Source organism: Paenibacillus stellifer, from assembly GCF_000758685.1.
GTDB lineage: Bacteria > Bacillota > Bacilli > Paenibacillales > Paenibacillaceae > Paenibacillus_AQ > Paenibacillus_AQ stellifer.
Window position 1 is genome coordinate 1114903 of the sequence record NZ_CP009286.1, and the last position, 17607, is coordinate 1132509.

16 protein-coding genes, 3 rRNA genes and 1 pseudogene are annotated in these 17607 nt (G+C 55.0%); 14 read left to right on the forward strand and 6 right to left on the reverse strand.

The genetic code is table 11. The annotated features are described in order from the left end of the window. The first annotated feature begins 47 nt into the window (after positions 1 to 47). The 3 genes from PSTEL_RS05140 (at position 48) to PSTEL_RS05150 (ending at position 1508) form a co-directional block, all read left to right on the forward strand. Positions 48 to 380 (forward strand): nucleotide pyrophosphohydrolase, encoded by a 333-nt coding sequence (locus PSTEL_RS05140; protein ID WP_038693936.1) that lies wholly within the window; start codon positions 48 to 50, stop codon positions 378 to 380. A gap of 151 nt (positions 381 to 531) precedes the next feature. Next, entirely contained in the window at positions 532 to 990 is a 459-nt protein-coding gene (locus PSTEL_RS05145; protein WP_245625084.1) for a HEAT repeat domain-containing protein, read from the forward strand. Between the two features lie 47 nt (positions 991 to 1037). Further along, positions 1038 to 1508 carry a 2-thiouracil desulfurase family protein gene (locus tag PSTEL_RS05150; RefSeq protein ID WP_038693938.1) on the forward strand — a complete coding sequence of 157 codons (471 nt, stop codon included), beginning with the start codon at positions 1038 to 1040 and terminating at the stop codon, positions 1506 to 1508. Positions 1509 to 1605: 97 nt separating this feature from the next. Here the strand turns inward: PSTEL_RS05150 and PSTEL_RS26760 are convergent, their stop codons facing one another. Next, on the reverse strand, positions 1606 to 1734 hold the full coding sequence (locus PSTEL_RS26760) for a DUF4023 family protein (protein WP_038693939.1): 129 nt from the start codon (positions 1732 to 1734) through the stop codon (positions 1606 to 1608). Positions 1735 to 1823: 89 nt separating this feature from the next. On the opposite strand from PSTEL_RS26760, the gene PSTEL_RS05160 reads away from it, so the two are divergent. The 5 genes from PSTEL_RS05160 to PSTEL_RS05180 all read left to right on the forward strand — a co-directional run bounded on the left by PSTEL_RS05160 (position 1824) and on the right by PSTEL_RS05180 (position 8955). Then, on the forward strand, positions 1824 to 2675 hold the full coding sequence (locus tag PSTEL_RS05160) for a gamma-glutamylcyclotransferase family protein (protein WP_038693941.1): 852 nt from the start codon (positions 1824 to 1826) through the stop codon (positions 2673 to 2675). Positions 2676 to 2959: 284 nt separating this feature from the next. After that, a 16S ribosomal RNA gene (locus PSTEL_RS05165) occupies positions 2960 to 4514 on the forward strand. A gap of 322 nt (positions 4515 to 4836) precedes the next feature. Beyond that, positions 4837 to 7888, forward strand: a 23S ribosomal RNA gene (locus tag PSTEL_RS05170). 74 nt (positions 7889 to 7962) lie between these two features. Then, positions 7963 to 8079: ribosomal RNA gene (gene rrf, locus PSTEL_RS05175) — 5S ribosomal RNA — on the forward strand. The 16S, 23S and 5S rRNA genes sit together here, the layout of an rRNA operon. 300 nt (positions 8080 to 8379) lie before the next feature. Next, positions 8380 to 8955, forward strand: coding sequence for an SLOG family protein (locus PSTEL_RS05180; RefSeq protein WP_038693943.1), 576 nt, complete (start codon positions 8380 to 8382; stop codon positions 8953 to 8955). Positions 8956 to 8994: 39 nt separating this feature from the next. Here PSTEL_RS05180 and PSTEL_RS05185 read toward each other — a convergent pair whose 3' ends face one another. Both PSTEL_RS05185 and PSTEL_RS05190 read right to left on the reverse strand, forming a co-directional pair. Then, complete coding sequence (locus PSTEL_RS05185; RefSeq protein ID WP_038693945.1) at positions 8995 to 10452, reverse strand: amidase family protein; 1458 nt, start codon at positions 10450 to 10452, stop codon at positions 8995 to 8997. A 55-nt stretch (positions 10453 to 10507) separates the two neighbouring features. Beyond that, on the reverse strand, positions 10508 to 11005 hold the full coding sequence (locus tag PSTEL_RS05190; protein ID WP_038693947.1) for a hypothetical protein: 498 nt from the start codon (positions 11003 to 11005) through the stop codon (positions 10508 to 10510). Between the two features lie 354 nt (positions 11006 to 11359). Between PSTEL_RS05190 and PSTEL_RS05195 the strand changes: the two genes are divergently transcribed. From PSTEL_RS05195 to PSTEL_RS28905, 3 genes and pseudogenes are all read left to right on the forward strand, one after another. Then, positions 11360 to 11761, forward strand: a complete 402-nt coding sequence (locus PSTEL_RS05195; protein ID WP_245625170.1) for a (deoxy)nucleoside triphosphate pyrophosphohydrolase — start codon at positions 11360 to 11362, stop codon at positions 11759 to 11761. 23 nt (positions 11762 to 11784) lie between these two features. Further along, entirely contained in the window at positions 11785 to 11982 is a 198-nt protein-coding gene (locus PSTEL_RS27850) for a DUF1648 domain-containing protein (protein ID WP_281176779.1), read from the forward strand. Further along, positions 11972 to 12079: pseudogene (locus PSTEL_RS28905) on the forward strand (Gfo/Idh/MocA family protein); the annotation flags it as partial. The gene PSTEL_RS27850 and the pseudogene PSTEL_RS28905, both read left to right, overlap by 11 nt. Before the next feature lie 205 nt (positions 12080 to 12284). Here the strand turns inward: PSTEL_RS28905 and PSTEL_RS26025 are convergent. The 3 genes from PSTEL_RS26025 to PSTEL_RS05210 are packed head-to-tail and all read right to left on the reverse strand — an operon-like array spanning position 12285 to position 14490. Continuing rightward, positions 12285 to 13037 (reverse strand): sensor histidine kinase, encoded by a 753-nt coding sequence (locus tag PSTEL_RS26025; protein ID WP_052098201.1) that lies wholly within the window; start codon positions 13035 to 13037, stop codon positions 12285 to 12287. After that, positions 13034 to 13822 (reverse strand): HAMP domain-containing protein, encoded by a 789-nt coding sequence (locus tag PSTEL_RS26030; protein ID WP_052098202.1) that lies wholly within the window; start codon positions 13820 to 13822, stop codon positions 13034 to 13036. Before PSTEL_RS26030 ends, PSTEL_RS26025 begins: the two co-directional genes overlap by 4 nt. Further along, positions 13810 to 14490, reverse strand: coding sequence for a response regulator transcription factor (locus PSTEL_RS05210; RefSeq protein WP_038700164.1), 681 nt, complete (start codon positions 14488 to 14490; stop codon positions 13810 to 13812). The genes PSTEL_RS26030 and PSTEL_RS05210 overlap by 13 nt, the downstream gene beginning before the upstream one ends. 230 nt (positions 14491 to 14720) lie before the next feature. Between PSTEL_RS05210 and PSTEL_RS05215 the strand changes: the two genes are divergently transcribed. From PSTEL_RS05215 to PSTEL_RS26035, 3 genes are all read left to right on the forward strand, one after another. Further along, positions 14721 to 15428, forward strand: a complete 708-nt coding sequence (locus PSTEL_RS05215) for a YceI family protein (RefSeq protein ID WP_245625085.1) — start codon at positions 14721 to 14723, stop codon at positions 15426 to 15428. A gap of 167 nt (positions 15429 to 15595) precedes the next feature. After that, a complete protein-coding gene (locus PSTEL_RS05220) occupies positions 15596 to 15955 on the forward strand; it encodes a hypothetical protein (protein WP_038693951.1) in 360 nt (119 codons plus the stop codon). 56 nt (positions 15956 to 16011) lie between these two features. Continuing rightward, the gene (locus PSTEL_RS26035; protein ID WP_052098203.1) at positions 16012 to 17595 is read left to right on the forward strand and encodes an ATP-binding protein; all 1584 of its coding nucleotides are present in this window, start codon (positions 16012 to 16014) and stop codon (positions 17593 to 17595) included. The last annotated feature ends 12 nt before the right edge of the window (positions 17596 to 17607 follow it).

Below are 17607 nucleotides of genomic sequence, written 5' to 3' on the forward strand. Positions count from 1 at the left end.
TTGCTTTATAATAAGTGCAGCAGCATTAAGATTTGGGAGGATTTGTTATGAACCAAACAATCGAGAAAATTATTCAATTTCGTGATGAGAGAGACTGGAAACAATTTCACAACCCGAAGGACCTCGCGATTTCCCTGATGCTTGAAGCGGCTGAACTGCTGGAGAATTTTCAATGGAAGACCAGCGACGAGGCGATTGCCAAAAATATGACGAACATCGAGGATGAATTGGCGGACGTTATGATATATGCAGTACTGCTGGCCGATAATCTGGGCATCCCCATTGAGCAGATGATTCTGAACAAAATCGAGAAGAATGAGGCCAAGTATCCGGTTGACAGGTTTAAAGGATCGTCCCGGAAGTATAACGAAGCCGAGTAGTGGGTTTAGATATTCCATATCACACAGCGGCGATTGTACGGCGGCTGAAAGCCTTGAAAAGCATAGGGATTTTCCCGGACATTGAGTTCACCCTGCCGCTTGCGCTACAATATCCCTATCACAAGCCGATAACAGAAGGGAATTTTGCCGTTTGAATACTGAAGAATCCAAAGTGGAACAGACCGGGGCCGAAGATGGACTTCCGGAGAATTATGCCGAACTCAAAAAAGCCGCAGGACGATCCGCCGATTGGCGCGCGCGCCTGTCTGCCGTGGAGGAACTGGGCAAGCATCCTCACAAGCAGGTGATCGACATCCTGACGCGTCTGGCTGAGAGCGATCCGGTCTACACCGTACAGGAAGCTGCATACCGCAAGCTGCTTGCGTTCGGCGAGCAGGTGCAGGCCCCTTCGAAGGACAAGCCCGAGCTGTTCAAGGGTTTATCCAAAATTTTGCTCCGGATCAAGAAGAGCCTTCCCCGTGACCACTCCTACGAGGAGTTCAAGGAGAAGCTGAAGAAGATGAGAATCGACATCTATGACACCTATGAAGGCGTTAAAGGCGACGATTTCGACAAGTGGCTGGAGAGCAAGTGGTCTTCGGTCAAATAGGACAAGGAAACGGTCTGCCGCGCTTTCGGCCAAAGGAGGGTACCTGCGTGATCATCGTCAGCTCTTGCCTGGCCGGTGTGGAATGCCGCTATGACGGCTCGCATAATATCGTTGAGCGAATCCGGAAGCTGGCCCGTGACCAGAAGGCGGTGCTCGTCTGTCCGGAGGTGTTCGGCGGCTGCCCGACTCCCCGCGAACCTGCCGAGATTGTAGGAGGGACCGGGGAAGATGTGCTCGAAGGCAACGCCAAGGTCATCGACCGTTCCGGACATGATGTGACGGAGGCGTTTGTCAGCGGCGCTTATCGAGCGCTGGAGATAGCCCACATGCACGGCGCCAAGCTGATTGTGCTGAAGGAGAACAGTCCTTCCTGCGGCAGCAGCATGATTTATAACGGACGCTTCGAGGGAACGAAGGTTTCCGGTGACGGCGTGACGGCGGCTCTTCTTAGACGGGAGGGCTATACCGTTATTTCGGAGAACGAGCTTGCATCGGGAGCGTATGATTCCTGGTTGTAATAAGCCTTGGCTGTAAACAACAACAAGTTCAAGCACAAAAGCGCCCTGCCTTGTCAAAGGGGGCGTTTTTGCCTATTTTTTATGGATGGGCGTTGTTCTATTTATTGGTGCTGTGCTGCTTGTTCTGGGTTTTGGTGCCGGGACTGCCTTTGGCGCGAGCTCTGTTCTTCTCGGCTTTTTCCTGGTTCTCATTCAGCTTTTTCACATATTGTCCGGTGCTGTCCATGATGGGCCTCCTTTTCGGGCAAAAGTTAAGCTTAATGTAACCCGATGGATTTGTAACTATGTATGTGAAATGAGAGGAGAGGGGAAGAAATGGAGCTTGTCTTTGTATATGGAACGCTGCGTCAAGGGGAGAGATATCACCACCTGCTTGAGAACAGCCGTCCTGTCGCCATGCTGGCCCGGGTGGAGGGCATCATCGTCGATACGGGGCTTGGATATCCTGCACTGGTGGAGGTTAGCAGCGGATCAGTTGCCGGTGAAGTATATGAAGTGACGGATGACGTCCTCGCCGCTCTGGATGAATTGGAGGATTATTATGGTCCTGATGCGGACAACAACGAGTACGAGCGGGTCCGGACACAGGTTCAGACCGATCTTGGGCAGATTCCGGCTTGGATCTACGTGTACAGGCGGGATCATATTTATCCACTTATTTCCGGCGGAGACTGGAAGCTGTACAGGCTGAGGAAGGAAAAGGAACTGTATTACTTTGCCTATGGAAGCTGTATGGATACGGAGCGCATTGAAGCGGCTGGAGTCGCCGGCTGGTTTCGGCCTGTGGAAGGCGCGGCTGTGCTGCCTGGTTTTAGCCTGCAGTTTACACTCCCGTTGGCGGATGGCAGCCGGGCCGATATCGTTGAGACGGGAGGGAGCGTCGAAGGCATACTGTACCGTATCCCCGAAGAGTGTCTGGAAGGATATTTATACCAAAGAGAGGGTGTAGAGGAAGGGATCTATCGCCCTGCAGTTGTGCCTGTACGGATGGATGACAGCATCGTCGATGCGGTGTGCTTTGTTGTGGTGGATAAAAAGGAAGAAACGGCGCCTCCGGCTCATTATATGAAAGAAATCCTCCGAGGAGCCCGGCATAAGGTCAGCGCCGAGTACTATGCGAGGCTTACAGAACATTTCTTCAAGGAGTTCGGTTATTGTCTGGATTGAATAACTGCTGATCTTTTTACTCTTCTAAAAAAATTCTTGCTATCTGCTAGGATGATATGTTATATTCTTATTCCGGCCAAGAAATACGAGCTGCTGATTCAAAAAAAGAAATAAAAAAGCTTGCATGAATCACTTGGTTGTGGTAAGATATAAAAGTTGCTGATGCGAAAGATAAGCGACGATGAAAGTCTTATGAAGCTTGATCTTTGAAAACTGAACAACGAGTGAGTATTTAAAGAGAATTTAATTCTCGTCAGATTCAAAATGAGCAAATCAGCTTTTCATTAATGGAGAGTTTGATCCTGGCTCAGGACGAACGCTGGCGGCGTGCCTAATACATGCAAGTCGAGCGGAGTTATGAAGGAGCTTGCTCCGGATTAACTTAGCGGCGGACGGGTGAGTAACACGTAGGCAACCTGCCCTTCAGACTGGGATAACTACCGGAAACGGTAGCTAATACCGGATAATTCCTTTCTTCGCCTGAAGGAAGGATGAAAGACGGAGCAATCTGTTACTGAGGGATGGGCCTGCGGCGCATTAGCTAGTTGGTGGGGTAACGGCTCACCAAGGCGACGATGCGTAGCCGACCTGAGAGGGTGAACGGCCACACTGGGACTGAGACACGGCCCAGACTCCTACGGGAGGCAGCAGTAGGGAATCTTCCGCAATGGGCGAAAGCCTGACGGAGCAACGCCGCGTGAGTGATGAAGGTTTTCGGATCGTAAAGCTCTGTTGCCAGGGAAGAACGTTCTCTAGAGTAACTGCTAGAGAAGTGACGGTACCTGAGAAGAAAGCCCCGGCTAACTACGTGCCAGCAGCCGCGGTAATACGTAGGGGGCAAGCGTTGTCCGGAATTATTGGGCGTAAAGCGCGCGCAGGCGGCGATTTAAGTCTGGTGTTTAAACCATGGGCTCAACCTGTGGTCGCATCGGAAACTGGATGGCTTGAGTGCAGAAGAGGAAAGTGGAATTCCACGTGTAGCGGTGAAATGCGTAGAGATGTGGAGGAACACCAGTGGCGAAGGCGACTTTCTGGGCTGTAACTGACGCTGAGGCGCGAAAGCGTGGGGAGCAAACAGGATTAGATACCCTGGTAGTCCACGCCGTAAACGATGAGTGCTAGGTGTTAGGGGTTTCGATACCCTTGGTGCCGAAGTTAACACAGTAAGCACTCCGCCTGGGGAGTACGGTCGCAAGACTGAAACTCAAAGGAATTGACGGGGACCCGCACAAGCAGTGGAGTATGTGGTTTAATTCGAAGCAACGCGAAGAACCTTACCAGGTCTTGACATCCCCCTGAATACGTTAGAGATAGCGTAGGCCTTCGGGACAGGGGAGACAGGTGGTGCATGGTTGTCGTCAGCTCGTGTCGTGAGATGTTGGGTTAAGTCCCGCAACGAGCGCAACCCTTGACTTTAGTTGCCAGCAGGTCAGGCTGGGCACTCTAGAGTGACTGCCGGTGACAAACCGGAGGAAGGTGGGGATGACGTCAAATCATCATGCCCCTTATGACCTGGGCTACACACGTACTACAATGGCCGGTACAACGGGAAGCGAAACCGCGAGGTGGAGCCAATCTTATAAAGCCGGTCTCAGTTCGGATTGCAGGCTGCAACTCGCCTGCATGAAGTCGGAATTGCTAGTAATCGCGGATCAGCATGCCGCGGTGAATACGTTCCCGGGTCTTGTACACACCGCCCGTCACACCACGAGAGTTTACAACACCCGAAGTCGGTGGGGTAACCCGTAAGGGAGCCAGCCGCCGAAGGTGGGGTAGATGATTGGGGTGAAGTCGTAACAAGGTAGCCGTATCGGAAGGTGCGGCTGGATCACCTCCTTTCTATGGAGAATCGTTTCCCGTAGCGGAAACATTCAAATCGGAAGCTTAGCTTCCAACTTGCTCACTCGTTGGTCAGTTTTGAGAGTTCAAGCTCTCAACAGCAAGAACCTTGATCCTTGAAAACTGGATACCGAAACGAAAATTGCGTTTTAGAACATCTTTTAGCTGAAACTTGTGTCTAGCAAGTTGAAGTAAGTGATGCTTAGAGCGAAGGGGTTTGGATGTTGGAGCGAATTTGGATGGAAACGGTGTTCGAAGCAGCGTAAGCGGCGGAGAAGAGGTTCCACCAAGCGGAGCAGAAACAGCCAAACGCCGGAGCGTTGGTTAAGCTAGTAAGAGCACACGGAGGATGCCTAGGCGCCAGGAGCCGAAGAAGGACGTGGCGAACAACGAAAACGCCTCGGGGAGCTGTAAGCAAGCGTTGATCCGGGGGTGTCCGAATGGGGAAACCCGGCTGTGGTAATGCACAGTCACTCATTGCTGAATACATAGGCAATGAAGAGGCAGACCAGGGGAACTGAAACATCTAAGTACCCTGAGGAAGAGAAAACAAGAGTGATTCCGTCAGTAGCGGCGAGCGAACGCGGAACAGCCTAAACCAGGGAGCTTGCTCCCTGGGGTTGTGGGACGTCTCACATGGAGTTACAAAGGAACAGGGTAGACGAAGAGGTCTGGAAAGGCCCGCCGGATAAGGTAAAAGCCCTGTAGTTGAAAGTCTGTTCCCTCCGAGACGGATCCCGAGTAGTGCGGGGCACGTGAAACCCCGTATGAATCCGGCAGGACCATCTGCCAAGGCTAAATACTCCCTGGCGACCGATAGTGAAACAGTACCGTGAGGGAAAGGTGAAAAGCACCCCGGAAGGGGAGTGAAAGAGTACCTGAAACCGTGTGCTTACAAGAAGTCAGAGCCCATTTTAGGGGTGATGGCGTGCCTTTTGTAGAATGAACCGGCGAGTTACGTTTAACGTGCAAGGTTAAGGCGAGGAGCCGGAGCCGCAGCGAAAGCGAGTCTGAATAGGGCGACTTGAGTACGTGGACGTAGACCCGAAACCGTGTGATCTACCCCTGTCCAGGGTGAAGGTGCGGTAACACGCACTGGAGGCCCGAACCCACGAACGTTGAAAAGTTCGGGGATGAGGTGGGGGTAGCGGAGAAATTCCAATCGAACTCGGAGATAGCTGGTTCTCCCCGAAATAGCTTTAGGGCTAGCCTCGGAAATGACAGTCGTGGAGGTAGAGCACTGATTGGGTGCGGGGCCCGCAAGGGTTACCAAGCTCAGTCAAACTCCGAATGCCATAGACTGATTAACCGGGAGTCAGACAGTGAGTGCTAAGATCCATTGTCAAAAGGGAAACAGCCCAGACCATCAGCTAAGGTCCCCAAGTGTGTGTTAAGTGGGAAAGGATGTGGAGTTGCACAGACAACCAGGATGTTGGCTTAGAAGCAGCCACCATTTAAAGAGTGCGTAATAGCTCACTGGTCGAGTGACTCTGCGCCGAAAATGTAACGGGGCTAAACACACCACCGAAGCTATGGCTTGGATCGACTTCACTGCTTCTTTGAGGCGGTGTTTATCACAAGAACATATTTGCCGAAGAGCCGGTTATCCAGGCTTGAGGCCAAATGGTTCCCAGGGGATAAACACAAGGCTTCGAGGCAGGAGTGAAGTCGATCCAGGGGTAGGGGAGCGTTGTATGCGGATTGAAGGTTGACCGAGAGGACAGCTGGACTTCATACAAGTGAGAATGCCGGTATGAGTAACGAAAAGATCAGTGAGAATCTGATCCGCCGAAAGCCCAAGGTTTCCTGAGGAAGGCTCGTCCGCTCAGGGTCAGTCGGGACCTAAGGCGAGGCCGAAAGGCGTAGTCGAAGGACAACAGGTTGATATTCCTGTACCACCATAATCCGTTATGAGCAATGGGGGGACGCAGGAGGGTAGTGACGCGGACTGATGGATGTCCGTCCAAGCAGCGAGGCTGGTGTATAGGCAAATCCGTACACCATAAGGCTGGGCTGTGATGGGGAGCGAAACTTACAGTAGCGAAGGTCATGATCTCACACTGCCAAGAAAAGCCTCTAGCCAGGAGAAGGTGCCCGTACCGCAAACCGACACAGGTAGGCGAGAAGAGAATTCTAAGGCGCGCGGAAGAACTCTCGTTAAGGAACTCGGCAAAATGACCCCGTAACTTCGGGAGAAGGGGTGCCTCGGTAGGGTGAATAGCCCGAGGGGGCCGCAGTGAAAAGGCCCAAGCGACTGTTTAGCAAAAACACAGGTCTGTGCGAAGCCGCAAGGCGAAGTATACGGGCTGACGCCTGCCCGGTGCTGGAAGGTTAAGGGGAGCGGTTAGGGGTAACCCGAAGCTGTGAACCGAAGCCCCAGTAAACGGCGGCCGTAACTATAACGGTCCTAAGGTAGCGAAATTCCTTGTCAGGTAAATTCTGACCCGCACGAATGGCGTAACGACTTGGGCGCTGTCTCAACGAGAGATCCGGTGAAATTTTAATACCTGTGAAGATGCAGGTTACCCGCGACAAGACGGAAAGACCCCATGGAGCTTTACTGCAGCTTGATATTGAACTTGGGTACGATCTGTACAGGATAGGTGGGAGCCTTGGAAGCCGGAGCGCCAGCTTCGGTGGAGGCGACGTTGGGATACCACCCTGATCGTATCTAGGTTCTAACCTGGTACCGTAATCCGGTACGGGGACCGTGTCAGGCGGGCAGTTTGACTGGGGCGGTCGCCTCCTAAAGCGTAACGGAGGCGTCCCAAGGTTCCCTCAGAATGGTTGGAAATCATTCGAAGAGTGCAAAGGCAGAAGGGAGCTTGACTGCGAGACCCACAAGTCGAGCAGGGACGAAAGTCGGGCTTAGTGATCCGGTGGTACCGCATGGAAGGGCCATCGCTCAACGGATAAAAGCTACCCTGGGGATAACAGGCTTATCTCCCCCAAGAGTCCACATCGACGGGGAGGTTTGGCACCTCGATGTCGGCTCATCGCATCCTGGGGCTGAAGTAGGTCCCAAGGGTTGGGCTGTTCGCCCATTAAAGCGGTACGCGAGCTGGGTTCAGAACGTCGTGAGACAGTTCGGTCCCTATCTGTCGTGGGCGCAGGAAATTTGAGAGGAGCTGTCCTTAGTACGAGAGGACCGGGATGGACGTACCGCTGGTGCACCAGTTGTTCCGCCAGGAGCACGGCTGGGTAGCTATGTACGGACGGGATAAGCGCTGAAAGCATCTAAGCGTGAAGCCCCCCTCAAGATGAGATTTCCCAATACGTAAGACCCCTTGAAGACGACAAGGTTGATAGGCTGGGGGTGGAAGTGCAGCAATGCATGGAGCTGACCAGTACTAATCGGTCGAGGGCTTATCCAAAAGAACGCAAGATTCGTTTCGATCCAGTTTTCAGGTGATCAAGCCTGAATATGCATTTGTACCGCAAATGCCCGTTTGGTGGCGATGGCGGAGGGGTTCCACGCGTACCCATCCCGAACACGACCGTTAAGCCCTCCAGCGCCGATGGTACTTGGACCGAAGGGTCCTGGGAGAGTAGGACGCTGCCAAGCACATGAACCACTGCTGAGTATTCAGCAGTGGTTTTTTGTATTCGGACACTTCAAGAAACGACCGAAGAAAGCCGTCCGGACTACATATTTGCGCTATAATAGATAAAGTGCGTCAATGAGAAGAGCAAAGAAGCTTAGCGGAAATGACGGGAAAATCGGAAACCGAAAGCACCGGCAGCGTGCTGTCTACATGGTTTGATTTTAAATAATTTAAGCGAGTGTGAAGGCGCGGATTACAGCGCGGATTAGGCGGACATCAGCCTGATGAACATCTGATTAACGGAAGGAGGAGGAACAGCAGTGAAGACCTTGCTCGTTACAGGCTACCGGGCACATGAGATCGGCATTTTCAGCAGCAAGCATCCCGGCATTCCTTATATTAAAAAAGCGCTGGCCGCCCGAATCACGCCGCTGTTGGATGAAGGGCTGGAGTGGATCATTACGCCCGGACAGTACGGCGTTGATCTATGGGCATGCGAGACGGCGCTTGAACTGAAAGCTCTCTATCCGGAGCTTAGGCTGGGCATCATTGCCGCCCATGCTGAGCCGGAGAGCCGCTGGAAGGAAGAGAAGCAAGAGGAATTCCGCCGGATTGTAGCCAGAGCGGATTATTACGGCTCGATCAGCAAGCGTCCTTTCGAGGGAAGCTGGCAATTCAGGGCCAGAGATGAGCTTCTCATGCGCAAAAGCGACGGCATCCTGCTCGTCTATGACGAGGAGGCGGCGCAGGGAAGCCCGAAATACATCAAGGAAGAAGCGCTCAAGCTGCATGAGGAGTCGGGCTATGCGCTCCTGATCGTCACAATGGAGGATATCCAGAGCATGGCGGACGAGGAGCGGCAGATGGCAGACTATGATTCCCAGCAACCGGAGTAACTGGACAACGAAAAAGCCCTGTCCGGGACAGGGCGGTGCTTAGATCAGGCTGCGCAGCGATGGCGCCCGGCGGGCCCTCGAATGCCGCTCGTAGGCGTAGGCCAGCCGGATGAGTGTAGGCTCGCTGTAGGCAGGGCCGCAGAATGTGACACCGAGCGGCTCGTTCTCAGAGGTGTAGCCGGCGGGCACGATGACCGACGGATAGCCTGCGCGGGCGGAGATGCGTGAGCCGAAGTCGGCAGGGAACAGCAGCGCGTCCAGGCGGTGCTCCCGCATGACGGCGTCGATACCTTCCTCCTTGCACAGCTTCAGATCGAGGGCCCGGTCGCGCAAATACTGCGGCTCCGTTAAGGCCCCCGATGTCCGGTATTCGGCGTCGAGCAGAGTGGACTGGCCGTAGCGGAGCGTCTCCATCGGGTGGGCGTCGTTGAAGCGGATAATATCCTTCAAAGTGCGCATGGGCGCGCCCGGGCCGAGCTTGGCCAGGTAGCCGTTCAGCGCGGTCTTGAATTCGTTCAGCAGTACGGACGAATAACGGATCTCCCGCGCTGTGGGAATGTCGGCCGGGTCCACTATGACGGCACCGCGCTCTTTCATAAGGCGGACGGCGGCATTGAAGATCTCCGTCCGTGCTTCCCCGACTTCCTCGAAGTAATAGTCGCGGGGAACGCCGATGCGGGCGCCCTTCAGCCCGTTCTCGTCGAGAAAGGCGGTATAATCGCCGTACTTTCTGCCGGCCCCGGCGCCCATCGCGGCATCGGAATCGTCGAGGCCGAGCATGGCATTCAACAGCAGGGCAGCGTCGCGGACCGTTCTCGCCATAGGCCCGGCTGTATCCTGGGAGGAGGAGAGCGGCAGAATCCCTGATCGGCTAAGGAGGCCGACTGTCGGCTTAATGCCGACGATGGAGCCGAGGCTTGAGGGATTCAGGATGGAGCCGGACGTTTCCGTACCGACAGACACGGTACAAAAATTGCAGGCTACCGCCACGGCGGAGCCGGCACTTGAACCCCCCGTCGGCATCAGGACGTTGTAGGGATTCAGGGTCTGTCCGCCGCGTGAACTGTAGCCGGAGGGCATCCCGGAGGTCATGAAATTGGCGAACTCCGTCATGTTCGCCTTCCCAAGAATGACCGCTCCGGCTTCGCGGAGCCGGGCTACGATGAATGCATCCTCTCCGGCATACGAATCCGCAAGCGCCAGCGAGCCGGCACTTGTATGCATACGGTCTCCCGTATTGATGTTGTCCTTGAGAAGGACCGGAATTCCGTGAAGAGGACCGCGGGCACCGAGAAGCTTGCGCTCCTGGTCCATCGCTTCCGCGAGGAACAGCGCGTCGGGATTGATTTCGATCACGGAGTTGACGGTCAAGCCGTTCTTGTCATGCTCGGCAATCCGCTCAAGATAGGTCAGCACCAGTTCGCGTGAAGTAAGCCCGCCGGCGTTCATGGCCTTTTGAAGATCGTCGATTGTTGCATCCACAATGTCAAATGACATGGGCGGCACGCATCCTTCCTGGTTACACTTTTGTAATCGTTTTCTTCTATAATAATTATACGCCGGGAACTGCCGGTGAGAAGCCCTCCTCGGCCAAATATTCCTTAGCTTCGTCCGGTGTATCGAACGCCATCTCCAGGCTCAGTCCGGAGTAGAGATACCAGAGATCGTCTTCAGCCCGAAGAACAAGCTTCTCTCCCTTGGCATTAACCCATTCACTCTCGGCCGGGAGCCGTTTAGCCTTCTTGCGCGAGGGAGCCGGAGCTTCGGGAGCGGGCTCGGAGAGCGAAGCGATCGAGGCGTCCACCAGACCGCGAAGTTCAACCTCCGTGAATTCCCGGATATTGACGAAGCCCTTGGCGTCGACATCATAACCCTGAAGCAAGCCGCCATATACATAACCGTTGCCGTTCGGATGGAGATGATAAGCGACGGTCTTTTTCTCATGAAGACTTCCTTCGAAGTGGTAATTGACTCTGCCGAGCGAGACATTTTTGCGCTCAAGCTGCGGATAAGAGTCCAGAATTTGAATTTTTTGTTCAAAAGTAAGCATAATCAGCCTCCGGTAAGTTGGATAGGGAAACCTGGATAAGAAAACTTGGGTGAGAAAACTTGAGTGAGAAAATCTGGGCCTGTAAATGGAACCAGAAAATCCAGCACGGTTCGTCAGGAACGGTTGGATCAGGCAGACCGGGCATCTTCGATGTAAAGCAACGGCAAGGTTAACGCCCGGTACGGATAGGCTTCCTCGCAGAAGGACGAACCCTCCGTTTCTCCTCGTCTGATTATAGCATGCCCCGGATACAGCCGCTGCTCTTTCGGCGGACAGCCGCTTGCCTTTCGAGAATGGGAACGTTATATTTCTCATAAACAGCCCGTAGGTCCGGAGGTGACGACATTGATTCATGTGGCTGCGGCCGTGATATATAATGCAGAGGGACGGATTCTGATCGCCCGCCGGCGAGAAGGGAAGGCACAGGCGGGAATGTGGGAATTCCCCGGCGGCAAGCTTGAAGAGGGGGAGAACATCTGCGATTGTCTACGGCGTGAGCTGGTTGAGGAGATGGACATCGAGGTGGAGCCATACGCTTTTTTCGGGGAAAATGAGCACGCTTACGGAGCCCTGCATATCCGGCTCACGGCGTGGAAGGCACGCTACGTCGGCGGAGTCATCCGCCTGACTGATCATGACGATTTCCGTTGGGAGGAGGCGGGCCGGCTGGAGGCCTATCCTTTTGCGGCGGCAGATGTTCCGTTTGTCCGGAAGTTGGTCCTGGAGTCTCGCGCAGGGGAGGAAAGCAGCTGTTGAGGAAAGGAAGATTAATCGTGGCAGTGAGCGCTGCCATCGGCCTCATTCCCGTTATTGTCTATGCTGTGTTGTTCCCGAAAATGCCGAGTCAGGTTCCCATTCATTTCACTGGAGGGACGGCGGACCGTTTTACCGGAAAATGGGGCTTCGAGCCGCTGTTGCTCGCCGGGTTGGGCGAGGTTGGACTAGCCTTGATGCTGCTGATCTGCTGGGCTGACTGAGAGCCCGGTAATGCCGCTGGACGAATCCATCGAGATCATGAAGCTGCTGGATAAGATCCGCTCTGAATGGGGATTGAAATATCCCGGAGAGAAATAAGCATAAATGGACATAGGCGTCCTCGGCGGAGCTGCGCAGTTTGCAGCCGGCGGGGACGCCTTTGTTGTTTCGACAATGATGGATTTTAGCCTGCACTGCCCACCAGGATAATTGGTGATTGATTCCCTGAACATCCCGGTGCTTTCCCCGGCCCGGAGAAAGCTCACTGCTCCATGGACCGGCGAACCTGGACCGGCGTACCTGGTCAGGTCGTCTGCCTCAAGGTCGTCTGCCGGAGAGGTTCCTGTGCCGCCAGGCCCGGCAGAGCGCCCTTGAGCTGGGCGCTCTTAGGCTTGGCGGCGGCAGCGGCCTGGACCGGCATGTCCCAGAGCGGCAGCTTGAGCATGATGGTGCAGCCGAAGTCCTGGGGATGCTCGGACAGCTCCAGCGAGCCGTGCATAGCCTCGGCCAGCAGACGGCTGAAGGTCAGCCCGAGCCCAAGGCCGCGCATGGCGGTTGTCTGGCGCTCGCTGCTGCGGAAGAAAGGCTCGAATACCCTGCCGCGCCGGTCTTCGGGAATGCCCTCGCCGTTGTCCGCGAGGGCGATTTCGGCCTGTCCGTCCCGGGCTGTCAGCCGGACGGACAGCCGCAGCGGAGCCTCCCTGCGCTTCGCCTGCAGGCTGTTGTTCAGCAGATTGGTCACTATCTGCTGAATGCGAAGGGGATCGCCGGACAGATAGACCGGCGCAGCGGGAAGAACGAGCTCCGGTTCTTCCATGTCTTCATGCTTCGTCAGCATCCATTGGTACATAATTTCGGACAGCAGGCGCGAGGCTTCCAGCCGCTCATGGCGGACACCGACCATGCCGGCTGCAAGCGCGTTGTAATCGAGCAGGTCCGCGACCATCCGCTGTAGCCGCTCCGCCTCCAGCAGCGCGATGTCCAGAAATTCCTCGGCTTCGTCCGCCTCAACAACCTTCTCACGGACGGCGTGGACCAATCCCTTGATCGAGGTCACCGGCGTCTTAAGCTCATGGATACACCGGCCAGCATGAGACTGCGGGAATGCTCCAATTGATGAAGCCGGCCCGCCATTTCGCGGAAGGAGCCGAGCAGCTCATGGATTCCCCTTTCCTTCGCCTCCGCATTCAGCGTAACGTCGTAGCGGCCGAGGCTGATCTCGGAAGCGGCGGCGGCCACCCGCTGGATCGGGCGGGCCAGCTTGCGGGACAGCAGATAGATCGTCAGCCAGCTTAGGCCGATCAGAGCAAGCAGCAGGACGGAGAAGAAGATGACCTCCTCCCTGGGAATGTAGGACAGCGACTTCTTGGACTGAAGGACGAACACCTTGCCTAGAAGCTTCCCTCCGGAAGATACCGGAGCGGAAGCCGCTTTGAATTCCGGACTTCGGGCATCGGTCAGGTCCTCATTCAGCTCCTGCCGCATCCGCTGTTCGTCCATTGAAGGGGACGAATACAGGAGCCCGCCATCCTTGCCTGTAACGATGACGCACATATCATTGGTCAGGTTGAAGAACCGTTTGCGGTCCTCGATCAGCGGCCCGAGATTCGGGGGAACCGCCAGGACGCCGCTGTCATTCACCTGATCGGCAATTTCCTGAGCGAGCAGTCCGGCGGTCTGCAGCCGGTTCGAGGTCGCCTCCTGGCGAATCCACCAGAAGGTCAGCAGCGCAGCGGCCACCAGACCGACGCTGATAAGGATCAGATAGCGGACCGTCCAATAGGTCAGGATGGAGGTCCGGCGCTCCGCGCTGCGAAGCTTCATGCGCTTTAGCTGGAGCATAGCTGATACCCCGTTCCCCGCAGCGTTCGGATTTCGCCCTCATCTGCCGGCCATCCTAACAGCGCCTGCCGCAGCCGCTTGACCGATAGGTCTACGGCCCGGTCGCTGCCATCGTAATCCATTCCCCAGACCTGCTCGATCAGCTGCTCCCGGGTGAACATCCGGTTTGGATGCTCGGCAAGGAAGAGAAGCAGAGACTGGTCGCGGGGAGAGAGGCTGACCTCTACGCCGCTAAGGAAAATCCGGCCTGACGTATAGTCGATGAGCAGGCTGCCGAAGTGGCGCTTTCGGCTGCCGTCCGACCATACGGAAGGACGCCGCAGTACAGCTTTGACGCGGGCGACGACCTCCTCCGGCACAAAAGGCTTGGTCATATAGTCGTCGGCCCCGCCGTCCAGCCCCGCAAGCCGGTCGTCAATGCCGTCCCTTGCAGTCAGCATGATGACGGGGCAGCTGCTTCTGCTGCGGATATGTTCCAGCAGCTCAAAGCCGCCAGCTCCCGGAAGCATGACATCCAGCAGCACGAGAGAGGGCGGAGAAAGCGCAAAGGACTCCACCGCCGCCACGCCGTCGGCTGCACGATTGACGTTGAAGCCCGCTTTTTTGAGATAGGCCGCCAGTACTCTGGAAATAGCCTCTTCATCTTCGACAATCAGAATCGGTTTCATATTCATAGCCTGGAGCCTCCTTCTAGTAAAAGGCAACGTCCGGGATCGGAAAGAAGCGCAGACGGTTGGCCTTTGAAATATAAATTTTGGAATGCTTAAATTGTAGACATGCCATACAGGTAGTGTACCACAGGAACCCTGCCTCCGCTTTGACTTCTTCCCGACATATTAGCCTGATAGAATGGCCTATGAAGAGATCTGGAAGACAAATGGAAATGGAGGAACCAACATTGAAAACAAGAAAATGGATATGGTGGATTGCCGGAATCGCCGTGGTGGCGGTTATCATCGGCTACATGATTATGGAGCGCTCGCTCGGCAACAACGTGGAGATTGAGTCCGTCATTCCATCGCAGAGCGCGTCGCCTTCAGCAGGGGGCGGTACGACGTCCGCCACAGGAGCGGCCGCAGGCGAGGACCAGCTCAATGGCCAGTGGACGATCGCGGATGCTTCCAAAGTCTATTGGTCGGTGACGACCTCACGGGAAACGGTCAACTTCGTCGATGACGCCGTAACGGGAAGCTGGACGGTGGATCTGAACGACCCTTCCGCCATGAAGGGCGAGGGCAAGGTGGATATGAGCGCACTCGATTCCGGGAACGGACAGAGGGACGAGCATGTGAAGAGTGATGATTTCCTGGCCATTGGCACTTATCCTGAGTCAACATTTACCGCTGCTTCGTTCTCGGAACTTCCGAAGGAGTGGACGGAGGGTACTTCCGTACCGGTTGAAATCAAGGGGAATTTGACTGTAAAAGGCATCTCGAAGGAAGTTGTGTTCAAGAGCGAAGCGGCATACAGTGGTGGACAGCTGCTGCTCTCCGGAACGACGCAGGTGACCTTCTCCGACTTCGGCATGACCAACCCGCATAACGTGGTGCTTGAGACGGAAAATGAATTCGAGGTCCGTCTCGAATTAGTACTAACGAAATCCTAAGCAGACAGATTTCCGACTTTTTCGCTACAGTTCGAGCAGAATACCAAAACTTCTTATAACGGCCTCCTTTCTGCTGAGAAAGAGGCCGTTTTTTTTATATTGGATTTGTTCTTGGAGCAGGTTATGATGGGGATTGGAAAATAGTTTAATTATGGGAGAGGAGCCATGTGACCCCTTTATATAAACGACTGGCGGGTCATTCCGCCGTATATGCCGTACTGTTCTACGCAATGCCGCCGTTGCTCCGGAATCTCACCGGGACGATGAGCGATCTGGGCGCTCTGGTTACTCTGCTGCTGATTGTCTGCCCGCTGGCCGTGCTTCTGCTGTCGGCTGAGCTGGGCTTCCGCTGCGGCTTCACTCCGCTGCCAGCGCTGCTTCCGGCACTGTTGTTCGTGCTGGCGGTGTACACGGTGTTCTACGGGAACGCAACCGGCCTACTCTATGCCGCGGCTTACGGTCTGATCTCACTGGCCGGGAATGCGGTAGGCGCGCTTCTCCGAACGATAACGGGACGAAATAAATGAATAGAGCGGTCGTACAGAGCGGCCCGAGTTATTTTTAAGCGGAAGAAGGAGTCAAGTTGGATAAGGAAGAAAGCCGGTTTAAGCTCATGGTCTTGTCGGAGGCTGCGCAGGAGCTGATTTTGAACGAGGACCCTCAGAAGCTGCTGGACAATCTGTTCCAAAAGCTCTCAGCCTATCTGGATCTCGATATTTACCTGAATTACATTTTTGACGAGGACACGTCACGTCTTCATTTGATAAACTACCATGGGATTCCCGATGAGGAGTATCCGCTGATTGAATGGATTCATCTTGGCGAAGGGATCTGCGGCGGCGCAGCCCAGAAGATGACCCGGATTATCGTTACGGATGTCGCCCATTCTTCTGACTCCCGGTTCGCTATGATCAAGCGCTTCGGCCTGCAGGCCTATGTTGCGTATCCCCTTATCTCGTACGGCAAACTGGTGGGTACACTATCGTTCGGCTCCCGCAAGCGGACGGCCTTCTCCGATCTGGAGCTGGATATTATACACACCATCGTCAGCCAGGTGTCGATCGTGCTGGAACGCATTACGCTGATTTCGGCGCTAAAGACCAAGAACCATGAGCTGGCCCAGAAGAACAGGGAGCTCAGGCATTCGGAGGAGCAGTTGGCCTCAATCTTTGCCGTCATCCCGAGTCCGGTGCTTGTCATATCGCTGGTGGATCAGAAGATTGTCGCTTCGAACGAGGCGTTGTTGTCCCTGCTGGAGATCGGAAGCGAAGAGCTGGAGGAATGCTACTGGCCGCAGCGCAGCGAGCCGGGATCGCTGTTCATGCGGATTCTGGAGGGGTCGCTGCAATCGCTCCAGCAGGGCGGTAATGTAGAAATCGCGCTGTTGACCGCCTATGGAAGGCCCAAAATCTGCCTGTGCCACGCCGTCACGCTTGAACTGAATCAGAAGCCCTGCATGCTGACTGTCTTTAGCGACCTAACCGAACATAAAGAGTATGAGAAAGAGATGGTGCGGCTGGACCAGCTTCATCTGATCGGGGAAATGGCGGCCGGAATCGGCCATGAGGTGAGAAATCCGCTTACGACCGTCCGGGGATTTCTGCAGTTAATGCAGAAGAAGGATATTGGAAGTTCCGCTTACATCGATGTGATGATCGAGGAGCTGGACCGCGCGAATTCCATTATTTCCGAGTTTCTCGGACTTGCCAAAAATCAAAGGCTGGATATGAGGTATGCCCAGCTGAATTCGCTTATCGGCAAAATTCTTCCGCTGATCCAGGCGGATGCGACGGTTGGAGGGAAGTCGGTAATCGCCGAGCTCGGCGAAATCCCGCTGCTGTTCATCGACGAGAAGCTGATCCGCCAGCTGATGCTGAACATGGTCCGCAACGGGCTGGAAGCGATGCCGCCGGACGGGAAGCTTGTCATTCGTACTTATACGGAGGACGAATTCGTCGTTCTGGCAGTCGAGGACAGCGGAAAGGGAATTCCCGCCGACCAGATCGAGCATATCTGGAAGCCTTTTTATACGACCAAGGACGGCGGATCGGGGCTGGGGCTGGCCGTCTGCTTTAATGTGGCGGACAAGCATGGCGCCAAGATCGACGTTGTTACGGGACCGGAAGGGACGACGTTTTTTGTCCGGTTCAGGGTCAATCTCATCTAAACTCAAGCATGG